The 13,059-nt window shown below is 45.3% G+C and carries 12 protein-coding genes; 8 read left to right on the top strand and 4 right to left on the bottom strand.

Features of this window, described 5'->3' with window-relative positions:
* Positions 1 to 97: 97 nt before the first annotated feature.
* From B5D26_RS16600 to B5D26_RS04925, 4 genes are all read right to left on the bottom strand, one after another.
* Positions 98 to 1,399, bottom strand: a complete 1,302-nt coding sequence (locus B5D26_RS16600) for a methyl-accepting chemotaxis protein (RefSeq protein ID WP_078744624.1) — start codon at positions 1,397 to 1,399, stop codon at positions 98 to 100.
* Positions 1,374 to 1,853, bottom strand: a complete 480-nt coding sequence (locus B5D26_RS04940; RefSeq protein ID WP_234985187.1) for a PAS domain-containing protein — start codon at positions 1,851 to 1,853, stop codon at positions 1,374 to 1,376. The genes B5D26_RS16600 and B5D26_RS04940 overlap by 26 nt, the downstream gene beginning before the upstream one ends.
* A gap of 728 nt (positions 1,854 to 2,581) precedes the next feature.
* Positions 2,582 to 3,718, bottom strand: coding sequence for an Abi family protein (locus B5D26_RS04930; protein ID WP_078744621.1), 1,137 nt, complete (start codon positions 3,716 to 3,718; stop codon positions 2,582 to 2,584).
* Between the two features lie 346 nt (positions 3,719 to 4,064).
* On the bottom strand, positions 4,065 to 5,240 hold the full coding sequence (locus B5D26_RS04925) for a type III PLP-dependent enzyme (protein WP_078744620.1): 1,176 nt from the start codon (positions 5,238 to 5,240) through the stop codon (positions 4,065 to 4,067).
* A 346-nt stretch (positions 5,241 to 5,586) separates the two neighbouring features.
* Here B5D26_RS04925 and B5D26_RS04920 point away from each other — a divergent pair, with 346 nt between their 5' ends.
* The 8 genes from B5D26_RS04920 (at position 5,587) to B5D26_RS04885 (ending at position 13,025) form a co-directional block, all read left to right on the top strand.
* Positions 5,587 to 6,066, top strand: a complete 480-nt coding sequence (locus tag B5D26_RS04920; protein ID WP_078744619.1) for a BamJ family beta-barrel-assembly machinery protein — start codon at positions 5,587 to 5,589, stop codon at positions 6,064 to 6,066.
* A 329-nt stretch (positions 6,067 to 6,395) separates the two neighbouring features.
* Positions 6,396 to 7,619 carry a hypothetical protein gene (locus tag B5D26_RS04915; RefSeq protein ID WP_078744618.1) on the top strand — a complete coding sequence of 408 codons (1,224 nt, stop codon included), beginning with the start codon at positions 6,396 to 6,398 and terminating at the stop codon, positions 7,617 to 7,619.
* Positions 7,620 to 7,651: 32 nt separating this feature from the next.
* The gene (locus B5D26_RS04910) at positions 7,652 to 8,710 is read left to right on the top strand and encodes a sensor histidine kinase (RefSeq protein ID WP_159445596.1); all 1,059 of its coding nucleotides are present in this window, start codon (positions 7,652 to 7,654) and stop codon (positions 8,708 to 8,710) included.
* Complete coding sequence (locus B5D26_RS04905) at positions 8,698 to 9,483, top strand: LytR/AlgR family response regulator transcription factor (protein WP_078744616.1); 786 nt, start codon at positions 8,698 to 8,700, stop codon at positions 9,481 to 9,483. Before B5D26_RS04910 ends, B5D26_RS04905 begins: the two co-directional genes overlap by 13 nt.
* A 128-nt stretch (positions 9,484 to 9,611) precedes the next feature.
* Positions 9,612 to 10,265 (top strand): hypothetical protein, encoded by a 654-nt coding sequence (locus B5D26_RS04900; protein ID WP_078744614.1) that lies wholly within the window; start codon positions 9,612 to 9,614, stop codon positions 10,263 to 10,265.
* Positions 10,266 to 10,277: 12 nt separating this feature from the next.
* Complete coding sequence (locus B5D26_RS04895; RefSeq protein WP_078744613.1) at positions 10,278 to 11,003, top strand: ABC transporter ATP-binding protein; 726 nt, start codon at positions 10,278 to 10,280, stop codon at positions 11,001 to 11,003.
* Positions 11,000 to 12,214: an ABC transporter permease gene (locus B5D26_RS04890; RefSeq protein WP_078744611.1), complete on the top strand. Its 1,215-nt coding sequence runs from the start codon at positions 11,000 to 11,002 to the stop codon at positions 12,212 to 12,214. Before B5D26_RS04895 ends, B5D26_RS04890 begins: the two co-directional genes overlap by 4 nt.
* Complete coding sequence (locus B5D26_RS04885; protein ID WP_078744610.1) at positions 12,207 to 13,025, top strand: outer membrane lipoprotein-sorting protein; 819 nt, start codon at positions 12,207 to 12,209, stop codon at positions 13,023 to 13,025. The genes B5D26_RS04890 and B5D26_RS04885 overlap by 8 nt, the downstream gene beginning before the upstream one ends.
* The last annotated feature ends 34 nt before the right edge of the window (positions 13,026 to 13,059 follow it).

The raw sequence follows: 13,059 nt of genomic DNA, 5'->3' as shown, positions 1-13,059 counted from the left end.
ACGCTTTTGATAATACAGATTGCATAAGACTGAACAGAAACACTCATCAGGCTTATAAAGGCTGATGAGTGCTTTTATTTGGAAGCGGCTAACGAGACTAGCGCAAGCCCTCAAGCTGGCGCTCAATATCAGTAAACACCTGATCGTAAATTTCTATCAACGCCTCTCGGTCGCTACCCTCTTTTGACCAACGTCCTTGCTCGGCAATATCAATCGCCTTCTGTTCAATAGCGGATAGTTTTCTCGTCTCAATAGGTCGACCGTTCAGAATGCTATTAACATCTTCCCGTGCCTTCTGAGCACCTCTAAGCAGCTTCATTGAGTTGCCCATAACCCCCGTGAGCTGGCTGATCTTACCTGCTTGCTCATTAACGGTATAAGCCGACTCAGCAGATTGCTTGAGTGTTTCACCAAAAATACCAGAGGTCTCTCTTGCTTCATCAACCGCCTTGCATAACACATCAAATCGGCTAGACATGGAGGACAGCGTCTCCATCATCGTTTTGATTGACGTGGAAATTTCTTGAGCAGTATTACGCGACTGATCTGCAAGATTACGCACTTCATCGGCAACAACCGCAAAACCTCGTCCCGCCTCACCTGCGCGCGCCGCCTCAATGGCTGCGTTCAATGCGAGCAGGTTAGTTTGCCCCGCTAGATCATCAATTTGGGTGCTACGATTGCGGATTTCAGAGGCAGCTTCTGCCAAGTCATGCAAAGCAGAAGAGCCAGACTCTGCCGATTCGCCCGCCTCTTTTAACGCCTCAGACATACGTGCCGCAGCTTGAACCATTGACTGAGCGGTTTCAGAAAAACCACTGGAGAAATTGGCGATATAATCCGCCTGCTGATTAACATTATCCAGCGTTACATTAGTTGTGTTCAGCGCAGAAGACATACCGCGTTCTGAGCGTAGAAAAATACGGGACAGCAAAGACTCACGGTCAACAATTTCCTGAGTGCTTTGTACTTCATCTAAAACCAACTGAATTTCTTCTAATACCTTGCGGAAAGTACCGTTTAAGCCCGTAACTTGTAGCCTTCTATAATACTGTCCATGACCAGAGGCCTGTACCGTACCCAATATTTCTCGAAAAGCAGTTTCAGTTTGATCCAGTGCCGAATTGATTCGAATACGTAACAGATCAAGCTCAGGGTCTTGCATCGTTTTCGGCAAGCGCTGTTCCAGTCGACCATTAGCGACCTTCTCAAACAACTCCCTAATCTCTACTGCCTCAGGATTGGTACGGGGTTTAGCGGTCAAAATTAACAGCCAAATAGCCGCAACAATGCTGCCTACTAAAGGCGCAATTGGAAGCCAAATAGAGGCAATACAGCCTGCCACCAATACCAAAGAGGGCAATAAATACTGACTAGATAGTGAGAACCAGTTCTTCATAACTTTTACCCTCCCGTAACAATTGATCCTGCAAAGCCTGATAACCTGCCTCAAGCGCAGTCTTAGCCCCTGCCGCACGTTCAGCGGCCAACATTTTTGCATATAGCGGTCGAATCACATCTAGCGCTTCAGGTTTAGGGCAACGACGAACAGAGGTATAGCCAATAGGTCGGCCATTCACATCTAGGTCAGGCGTCATATGCGCCAGCACCCAGTAAAAACTACCGTCCTTACTCATATTCTTTACATAAGCAAAAAACTCATTACCGGCTTGAATGCAGTCCCAAGCCAGCTTAAAAGTAGTTCTGGGCATATCAGGGTGGCGAATAATATTGTGTTGCTGGCCTAAAAGCTCTTTTTCGGTGTAACCAGAGAACTCAATAAAAATTGGATTGCAGTAGATAATCCTGCCCTTTGCATCGGTTTTGGAGACGATAAAGTCTTCCGCACGCATCTTCCGCTCAACATCCGTTGGCTGGATCCCTTTCGGCTTCAATTTAAAATGACCTCGTGGATAGCTCCGCCCATTTTTTGGCCGAGCGTCTTGAATGAATCAGTAGCAGGCAGTACAGAACAAGCTTAAAAATCAACTCACTAGGACTGCTATTTATGGCGGGGCATTAAACTATCAGAAAGATTCAGAATCAATGAATATTCATTCTTATTTATGAATCGTGATTAAATTTCAGCCTAAAGTATGGGGGTAACTGATACGCACCCAAGGCCAGACAATTGATTAAGGTTTTTCCAGCCTAGCCTAGCAAACAATATATGGTTTGGCCTTCACAGATGTACCAAGCTTATTAATGATTCACCCAACTTGCTTGTTTCAGCTATTGCAGATTAAACAAGCCTGCCATCTGTTCAATATTGGCTGCCATTTTGACCAGCATAAATTGAACCCAAAACTTGATTAACAGCAAAGTGTTAAGCACTTCGGGTATAGCCTGAGCGGTGATTGTTGCTAGCGCACCAGAAAACAGGTAAAAGAGTGCTTTATTAGAAAAAAATAGTGAACCAAGCGAGCGACTTAGGCGCGGAACAGGCCAGAAAATAGCGCGTAGATAAGCCACAGGTTGACAGGGAAAACATCGTGTTAAAAAGCAAATTCCCTAGAGTGCCAGCGGCCGTTCAACAAACGGTTATAGCCATGGCTTCGCCATCTGTATAACCGATTAATAGTTAAGTTTCATCAATGAGCGCATCAAGCTCGTAAGAATGCTCTGTTAGTGCTTCAATAGCTTCTTTTAATCGTTCACTATCGTGAGTTGCGATTTCTTTTAAATCATACTCGTTTCCAAACGTAAGAAGCTGATCTAATCGATGTTCAAGTTCTTCCATAGGTGACTTTTCAACTACTACAGGTATTGCTTTAATAGTTTCTGGGAATAGTTTTCGAGGAAAACCAGTTTCAGGTAATCCCATTGATTTATAAGTGAAACCTGGAATTTCAGGCTTCTGGTCAATCAAGTCAGCGATACGGCAAATCCATTTAGAACTTGGCCCAATTTTTTTTAATAAAAACCAAATTACAGCGATCATCCCGTAGAATTTTTCTTTCTGCTTTTGGCTAAGACCTAGTAGGTTAAAGTACCCTTTCTTAGGTATTTTCAGGGTTCTTGGGTTAGAACGGTTACATAGACGCGCATGATGAGCACATCTATTCCGTATGTCACTAAGGTTAATGAGCCAGTTGTCTAGTTCTATACGATTATCAAGACCTAAGCGGTTACAGACTAGATCTTGATTTTTACCAGACAAAATACTATAGAATTTTGAAAGCGCTCCAAAGTCCCATGCTTCAACTGCTACCCAAAGAGGAATTGGCTTATTTTTACTTCTGTGGTCTTTTATACTATCTTCTTTACTTTGATCAATTAGACGGTTATGTCGATCAAGCCATGATTCATAATGGATCTTAGCCCCTTCTTTGAAAGCCGCTTTTGAAAATTGCTTTTTGTCTAAATATGCTAATGGATCTGTTCTACCTATCTCATGCGCGATGATGGTACGCAGATAGATTTCAATTCGCTCCAATGCGTCTGTAAACTCAACTCTTAACCGTTTATCGAATAAGTAAAATTCGAAAATGTTCTCAAAGTAGGTATTTGCCTGAAACTCATTTTGGTGCTTTATTTTGTTATCGACATAGCTAAACTTTCGAGACGTATGCCAATAGCCAGACAGCCTGTAGTAACCAACTTGTGTTAGTTTCCGTTGTGCCCTAAGAGGATCTTTTATCAACATACCGCGCTCAGTTAAGCGCTGGATTAGTTCGTCATACTCAAAAAATGGTTTAACTTCAACAGGTTCTGTCATATTCTAAATTTCAGGCAAAAAAAAGGCCAAGACGTCACTGATGCTAGATCAGGATTGGACATTGGCTCTGTTGGATTAGGATCATACGCTGATAAGCATCCGTGTCAATAAAAACTTAACAAACAATTTAAGAGTGATTCCCCACACTTGGCATTTTTAGTTTAGGTTTAGTTCAGTGTTTACGGCGTTTAAGTTGAGTGTCGTGGTAGCGTGGCTCACACCTTAATTGGGCGCTATTCTGCTGAAGATCATCCGATACGGCTTCCGTCGATAAACAACACCAAATTGTTATAACTGAATAAAATGGGCTGCAATGCAGCCCATTTTATAAGAGGTAGCACTTTGATTACACGTAATAATCTTTCAGTGGTGGAAAGCCGTTAAACTCAATGGCGCTATACGTGGTGGTATAAGCCCCTGTGCTTAACCAGTACAAACGATCACCAATGGCAAGGTTCAGCGGCAGGCCGTATTTGTAGTTTTCGTACATCACGTCGGCACTATCACAGGTAGGGCCTGCGATGACGACCTCTTCCATTTCCCCTGTTTTTTCGGTGTAAATCGGGAATTTAATCGCTTCATCTAAGGTTTCGATTAAGCCTGAAAACTTACCCGCATCTTGGTAGATCCATCGGTTAAGGGCGGTGCGTGATTTACGAGAGATCAGCACCACTTCGCTAACTAAGATACCTGCATTGGCGATTAGTGAGCGTCCCGGCTCGATAATAATTTCTGGAAAGTCATCACCAAAGTCTTCACGCAAAAAGCGGGTAATGTCTTCGGCATAGGTTTTCAAATCATTGGTGCGGGTGATGTAGTTGGCTGGAAAGCCACCGCCCATGTTGATCATTTTCAGGTGAATGCCTTCTTCTTCTTTTAGGCGCTCAAAAATTACTTTGGTTTTACCCAATGCAGAGTCCCACGCGCCAATGTCCCGCTGTTGTGAACCAACATGGAAAGAGACGCCATAAGGATCTAGGCCAAGGTCACGAGCCAGCATCAGCAAGTCCATTGCCATATCGTTTTGGCAACCAAACTTGCGTGATAACGGCCAGTCTGCGGTGTCGGTGCCTTCTGTGAGAATACGCACAAACACTTTTGAACCGGGCGCGGCTTTGGCGATGTTACGCAGATCTGCTTCTGAATCTGTGGCGTAAAGGCGTACACCCGCTTCATAGAACTTGCGAATGTCTTTGCTTTTTTTAATGGTATTGCCATAGCTGATACGGTCAGGGCTTACGCCCAGTTTTAGTACCTTGTCTAACTCGTAGATTGAGGCAATATCAAAGTTGCTGCCTTTGTTTTTCAGCAGCTCTAGAATTTCAGGTGCAGGATTGGCTTTCACCGCATAGTAGATGCTGGCAAAAGGAAAGTTGTCTTCTAACTCAGCATAGTGTGTGGCTATGGTTTGAGTGTCGATGGCAACAAAAGGGGTTTCCTTGGTATCTGCCAAGGCTTTTAAGCGTTTAAAGGCCGCATCATCAAAGTAGTCTGATACTGAAATTGGGGTTAGGTTTGACATCACGAAGACCTCCTGTTGACTAAAATAATGGTGCGATCTTGTATCCTATTAGGATAATGACAGATCTAAGTTTTCTGTTGATCGGTATTGTCTATCCCGATCTGTTATACGCCTGTGTTAATGCTTCCAATCGGCGCACAAAGCGTTACTCTGTGCATCAGTTTTTAAACATCAAAAACAGCTGCATTTTTTCGGGCGCAGACCGTAACATTTTTTAACGGGCTTGTGGAAAAAAATCTGATTTTATCCACTCAGCATGGCAAAAAAATGTAATTAATGGTCGCTTTTCGAGATTAAATGCTAAGACTAGTGCATTGATTTTTCAGATAACTTAAGAGGATTGACTGTGACTAAAATTATTTTGTCCATTTTATTGGTGGCCGTTGTATTTTTTGTTGTGCAACGGGTGACGGGCGGTAGTAAGAAAGCGATTGAGGCTAACATTCAATCAGGCTTAGATTTCTTAAAAGAAAATGGACAACGAGAGGGTGTAAAAAGCACTGACTCTGGCTTGCAATACAAAGTATTAGAAGCAGGCACGGGTACTGTGCATCCAACCGCAACAGACCGTGTGCGTGTACATTATGAAGGTACGCTAACAGATGGCACATTGTTTGACAGTTCAATCACTCGCGGCCAACCGATTGATTTTGGCTTAAACCAAGTTATTCCCGGTTGGACAGAAGGGGTTCAGTTGATGGTTGAAGGCGAGAAAACCCGCTTTTTCATTCCTAGCCATCTGGCTTATGGCAACAGCTCTGCGGGTAAAATTCCGGGTGGTTCTACCTTGGTGTTTGATGTAGAGCTTATTAAGATTAATCCATAACTTGTGTTACTGAATGGATGAACTAATAGCCTAAAAAGGTATCGTTTTATCAGGCTATATGATAAAAATCTAAATCTCTAGGTGAGGTCAGGGGTTATCCCATAACTTGCGAAAGGCGTGGACGCAGCATCTTTCGATTTTCAGGTTTCACTGACCTCACTTTTTTCCTGTCTTGCTTTACTTCTCCCCGCTTCCTCTGCTTGATGACACCGTTAGTCCTTTAACTTGTCACTTTATCCGCTCTGGCTACGGTTTATCGCATTGCGCTTTGCTAAGTGTATTCTCGTTTTATGCTACAGGCTGATAATAGCCAATAGCGTAACTATTTTATGAAGCCACGCACCACACTTGACCGCTCTATTATTCTTAAAGCCCGTTATCGTCTGCTATTGGTGGGCGGTTTGATGCTGTTTATCACACTTCAGCCCTCTGCATGGGCAGAGCAACGCTGGCAATTAGACCTTACCCACAGCCATAAAGCAGGGCGCAGTATCGCAGGACTTGACGCCTCAGATCATCACCAGCAACAAGCGCAATTACAAGCTTGGTATCAGAACTCAATTAGCCAGTGGCAAGTCAGCTTTTTAGCTGATCAAGGGCGAAGCTCAACGCTTACTGAGCGCCTGATCATTAACGAAGCGGCATTCACAGACAGCACAGTGCACGGAGACTGGCTACTAGGTAAAAAAGCCTTAAGTTTTAGCGTGAGTTATGGTGCCAAACCTTTGGCTTTATTCAGCCAGCCGTTAAGCCAAAGCTTAAGTGCAGAGCCTGAACAAGGTTATGGCTTGCTGATCTATAGCCAATTCTCAGACTGGCATGAACGCTCTGTGCTCTGTTATTCCGACAAAGTGCTACAGCGGCAAGATTATCTGCCCCAAAAAACTGAGCGACTCAGCCAAGGCTGCGGCCTGCGCTTTTATCAGTTACAAGAAGAGCAAGAGTGGCAGCTGTTGGGGCTGTTTGATCAGCATCAACACTGGAACCTAGGGCTTTCCGCTTTAACTACCCTTGGCGAGGCTTGGGTGCTTCACACTGAAGCACTGTGGCGACAACACAGCCCTGTTTGGCAACTACAACCTTTTGCGCCACCAATTGAGCAATCTCAGTCAAGCGCCACTATATTAGTGGGCGGCACCTATGCCACCGCCTCAGGTCATCAATGGATTGCAGAGTATTGGTTTGATGGCCGTGCTTGGTCTAATACGCAATGGCATCAGCTTGATCAACAGCGGGCGCAGCTAGAAAGCCTAACTGAACCTGCCAAAAGCCAGCTACAACGGGCGCAAACATTAGTCTTTAACCGTGCTGCGTTGCGTCAACATAACTTGATGCTGCACTGGCGGTATGAAGCCAATGGTTGGCAGCCTAAGCTTGACCTGTTGCTTACCGATGATGCAGGCTGGATCAGCACGCTAGGCTTGCAATATAAAGCCCCGCGCGCTTGGCTTGCCAGTGTTGAATGGCGACAATTCAAGGGCGATTCTGCTACTGTTTATGGTCAATTACCTATACAGCAGCAGCTTTTTGCTCGACTAGAGTATCAGTTTTAATTCGATCAATTGAAAAGGTGAGTCCCTCAGCAATGTTACCAAGCCTTAAGCGCAGACTTAGACAGCTGCCATGGGACAGTCTATTACGCTTTGTGATACTGATTAACGCCATCGCCCTGCTGACATGGATACTTTGGGAAGGTGCTTATCTGATGCATTTAGCCATCTCAATGGGCTATGGCTTAAGCACAAACCTAACCAATCTACTGTTACAGCGTATAAAGCCAAATTGGCACAATGTGCAAATTACCCTGTTGAGCATTTTGGTAGGTTTAAGCTTGGGCACGCTTAACGCCAACTGGTTAATCAGTTTATATTACCCTGTTAGCCATGTACTGATGTTGCAAATTATCGCCATTGCCCTAGCCGCTTGTGTCAGCCTGTATTATTACTTTTATAGCCGTGAACAAGCCCTAGCCCTTAAGCAACAGCTACAAGACAGCCTGCTGCAACAAAGTGAGCAAGAGAAAGCCTTAGCGCAAAGCCAACTGCTGTTATTGCAAAGCCAAATTGAGCCGCACTTTCTGTTTAACAGCCTTGCTAACTTAAAAGCATTAATTCGAGAAGAGCCTAAACAGGCCGAGCAACTATTAGATCAGCTTACCGCGCTGTTGCGTGCCTCAATGCATAACAATCGTCAGCAACAAGTACCACTGCAAGACGAATTCGCCTATCTAGAGGCTTACTTAGCCATTCAACAAACCCGTTTAGCAGGTCGTTTGAGTTTCAGTGTAGAGGCGCAGCCCGATAGCCTAAGCTGCCAAATTCCACCCTTTTTGTTGCAGCCCCTAGTGGAAAACGCCGTACTACATGGAATAGAGCCTAAAGCCGAAGGTGGGCAAATTAACCTATTGGCGCAGCTTGATCAGAGCAACCCAAACCAACCGCTATTACGTATTAGCCTAATCGACACGGGTGTAGGCTTTAATTTTCAGGCCGAATATCAACACCATCAGGGACAAGGTTTGGCCCTGCAAAATATTCGCGCACGACTAAAAGCCCTTTATGGCGATAAAGCCCGTTTAAGCTTACAAGAGCGCGCACAAACAGCAGGTGTGCAGGTATTACTGGAGTTACCATGCGGGCATTGATTATTGACGATGAACCTCTGCTAAGACGACACCTAGACCGAATGCTGGCAGAGCTATGGGCAGAGTTAGAAATAGTAGGACAAGCCGCCGATGGCGAACAGGCTTGGGCGCTGATTGAAAGCCTAGCACCTGATCTAATCTTTTTGGATATTCGAATGCCGCGCTTAGACGGTATGCAACTGGCAAAGCGATTACAGCAGATGAAACAACCGCCTGTGGTGGTGTTTACCACCGCTTATGACGAATTTGCCGTGCAAGCCTTTGAACAGCAGGCGCTAGACTACCTGCTAAAACCGATTAGCGAAGCCCGTCTACAGCAAACCATTAACCGCATTAGAAATAAACAGCCAAGTGCGGCAGCCTTATCAGCGCCATCAGCCGCGTTGTCACAAACCCCTTTAACACAAATAGAACAGCTGTTAGCGCAGCTACAAAACAAGCCACAACCAGAAACCCTAAAATGGTTGAAAGCCGCCAAAGGTGAATCTATTCACATCATCGCCATAGATCAGGTGTTTGCACTGGTGGCAGAAGACAAATACGTTACCGTACACAGCAGCGAAGGCGAGTTTTTACTACGCAGCTCCCTCAAAGAACTGAAACAGCAACTTGACCCTGACCAGTTCTGGCTGGTGCACCGTTCAGTGATTATTCAAGTGCGTCAAATTGACAAAGTCAGCCGCGACCTACTCGGGCGCATGAGCGTACAGCTTAAAAATGGACAACAGTATCCGGTTAGCCGAAGCGCACAAAGTTTGTTTAAAACCATGTAAACCATTCACCTGCGATTTTGACCTTTTATCGCCCCCGCTTGCCTTTTATCTCATTCAAAACACTGTGCCTGTTTATCGCCATAGACTGTTGAGATCAACACTAGATCTCAACTCTTGGCGAGGCGTTTATGTTTTTAAACCAAAGTAAAACCATTCAACAATTGTTGTTGGCAACGGTGCTGGGCACGACACTTTTATCCGGTGTGGTACAGGCTCAAGTGAGTGGGCAGCAGGTGGCCGACTATTACCGTATTGCACAGTCTGACGGCGATGAGGGTTTAGATGAGCTGTATGATGCCGTGCAAAAAGCCCAACAGAAAAGCCCTTCTGATGCGACTAGTTTGTTTTATTTAGGTGCGGTGGAAACCTTAGTGGGGCGCGAGGCTTTTATGCCTTGGACAAAGCTCAATGCCACGGAAAACGGCTTAGCCCGTATGGATAAAGCCTTAAATGCGTTAAGTGAGCAGGAAGCCAGCGAGCTGTATCAAGGTTTAAATAAAGCGCTGCATCTGCAAGCTTTAGCCGCAACGACCTTTTCTAAAGTGCCTGCTTTTTTTGGTTATCAAGGGCGAGGCTTTCAGCTTTTTCAGCAGGTGCTGTCTGATCCTCGTTTGAAACAAGCGCCTACTGAGGCAGTGGATTGGATCTATGTGTCGGCCATTCAAGCCGCTCTTGCACAAAAAGAGACGGCACAAGCCCAGCATTGGTTGGCGCAATTGCAACAGCTTTCTCCTCTGTCTTCACGTTTGTCTGAAGCCCAAAGCTTAATCGCTCAGCACTGAGGGGGGATCTGTATGTTGCAACTACTGCAAATTCAAAAATCATATTGGCAGGGCGAGATCGAGTACCCTGCGCTTAAGGGCATTAACCTTGATGTGAATCAGGGTGAAATGGTGGCGCTGTGTGGCCCTTCTGGATCTGGTAAAAGCACGCTGCTGAATATTTGTGGTTTGCTAGACCATCAGTTTGAGGGGGAGATTCGTCTTGCTGGTACAAAGGTTGAAAAAGACCCTAAGCAGCGTATGTTGCTGCGTCGACAGCAATTAGGCTTTGTGTTTCAAAGGTTTAACTTGATTCCGGTGATGACGGTTTTTGAAAACATCGCCTATCCGTTAACGCTCAATGGTGTACATCCAACACAGATTAAACGTCGGGTTTCAGAATTGTTAGAGGCGGTGGGTTTGGCGGCTTTCGCGCAGCATCGACCTGATCGTTTGTCTGGCGGCCAACAGCAGCGTGTGGCGTTAGCAAGAGCGTTGGTACATGAGCCTTTGCTGGTTATTGCAGATGAACCTACCGCCAGTTTAGACAGTAAAACTGCTCAGCAGGTGGTGGGTTTAATGCGCACTATTGGCGCGCAACAAAATACCACTTTTATTATTGCCAGCCATGATGAGCGTATGACGCAACATTGTGATCGCATCATTCATCTACAAGATGGTGTATTACAAGCAGAGCGCGACCTCTGCGATTCAGTGTTGGGCGAGAACATGAATAAACAGAAGGTGTTGAGCAGATGAATAAGTTCAAATTTGCAGGTTTAAATTTGCTGCGTAATCAACGGCGGGCGCTGCTCTCGGTTTCAATTATTGCAATTGCTGTGCTGGCGCTGATGACGTCTGGCGGTTATGGCTTGTATACCTATCACTCTTTAGAGGAGTCAACCTCAAGGGATATTGGCCATATTATGGTGACGCAACCGCAATATTTTGAGCAAGAGCCTGATTTGCCGCTGGGTAATGGTTTAACTCAGTACGAGCAGATCCGTCAGCTTTGGTTGGCCGACTCAAGGGTAAAAGCGGTGCAGCCTCGTATTGAGTTAAGCGGTTTGATCAGTAATGGTGAGAACTCTAGCATTTTTATGGGCTTGGGCGTTTTACCTAATGAGTTCAGTCTGAAAGGCCCCTTTTTAACCCTTGAGCAAGGCCATAGTTTACCTTTGCAGAGCAGTCCTGATGTTAGCCCTATTATGTTGGGTAAAGATTTAGCCCGCAGTTTAAAGCTGAATATAGGGGATTTGGTAACGCTGTTAAGTACGACCACTGAGGGGGCGTTAAATGCGCTGGATTTTCAGGTGCAGGGGATTTATAGCACAGGTATTCCTGAGTTAGATAAGCGTCAGATCTATATATCGTTGGCTGATGCACAAAGTTTGTTGGTAACCGATAAGGTGAGCACTTTGTCTGTTTTTGCCTTTGAAACTGAATCTACCTCGCAGTTAATCAGTGAATTCCAACCTGCTATGAACGGTTTAGAGTTAACCCCTTGGTGGCAAAGGGCGTTTTTTTACCAAGGGGTTAAATCCCTTTATAACCGAATTTTTGGTGTGTTAGGGGTTGTAATGGCGGTGGTGGTGTTTGTGGCGCTGTTTAACACTTTAACCATGTCGGTTACTGAACGCACCCGAGAGATTGGTACTTTGGCGGCATTGGGGGCTTCCTCTGGCGAGTTAATCTTGAACTTTATTTTAGAGGCGCTTTGGTTGGTTATTGTGGGTGTGTTGGTGGGTTTGGCCTTATCTGGGCTGTTAACTTTGGGGGTGTTATGGGCTGATATTCAAATGCCTCCACCACCGGGGCGAAATCAAGGTTATCCCTTGGTAATCTATTTCTCTTTTTCATTAGCGGCGTTGGTGTCTTTTTGCATCGCGGTGGTATGCGTTTTAAGTTCTTGGCTGGCGGCTCGCCAAGGGGTGAAAAAACCAATTACGGAGGCGCTGATCTATGTTTAGTCGAGCAATCAAAAAACAGTTGTCAGCTGGCGCTATCACTTGCGTTGCTAGCCTGTTGCTGAGTGTGTCTTATCTGGCGCTCGCTCAAGTCGCACAAGCTGAAGAGATGCCAAGGAAGGCGCAAATAGAAAGCGCACAAGTGGCAAGCTGGTTGGCTCAGGCTGATCACTATCGGCTGCCCTTGTCGGTGGCTAAGTCGGTGACCCGAGTTGAGGTTTTTGAGAATCATCAGCTCAGTAGTGAGAACCTCTATCATGTCTATAGTCAAACCGATAAGCGCAGCTTGGTGGTGTTTAAATCAGACCGAGAGCAAGGACAAAAAATGCTGATGCTGCAAGAGCAGTATTGGTTGCTAATGCCAAGCTCTAAACGCCCTATTCGTATTACGCCTATGCAAAAGCTCTTGGGGCAGGCCTCTGTTGGTGATATTTCAACTATGACTTGGAGCCAAGATTATGAGGCAACAAGAGTGGTAGAACAGACGAATGATATTGCTGAAGCAGGCGCTTTAAAGCTAGTGCTTAAAGCCAAGGCGGGTAACAGTAATTATCAGAGTATTGAGCTTTGGCTTAAAGCGGATAACGCTTTTCCGGTAAGGGCTAATTTGTATCTAAAGTCGGGTAAGTTGGCTAAAACAGCCTACTTTGAAGCGGATCAGGCACAGCAGCGTGTAAAAACCATGCGCCTAATTGATGGCTTTCAGCCTGACAAAGTGACGCTGATTCATTATGAGCAACATGAGGCAATCAGCTTAGAGGATAAATTTTATAACCCTGCTTATCTTATACGACAGAACTTATCTGAGTTTTAACGTCTAAGATAATGGTTAGACAAGGGGCTGAGGT

It is taken from the genome of Oceanospirillum multiglobuliferum, from assembly GCF_900167095.1.
In the GTDB taxonomy this organism is placed as follows: Bacteria; Pseudomonadota; Gammaproteobacteria; order Pseudomonadales; family Halomonadaceae; genus Oceanospirillum; species Oceanospirillum multiglobuliferum.
The sequence above is the reverse complement of the archived record's forward strand: the minus strand, read 5'-3'. Positions and strand labels throughout refer to the sequence as shown.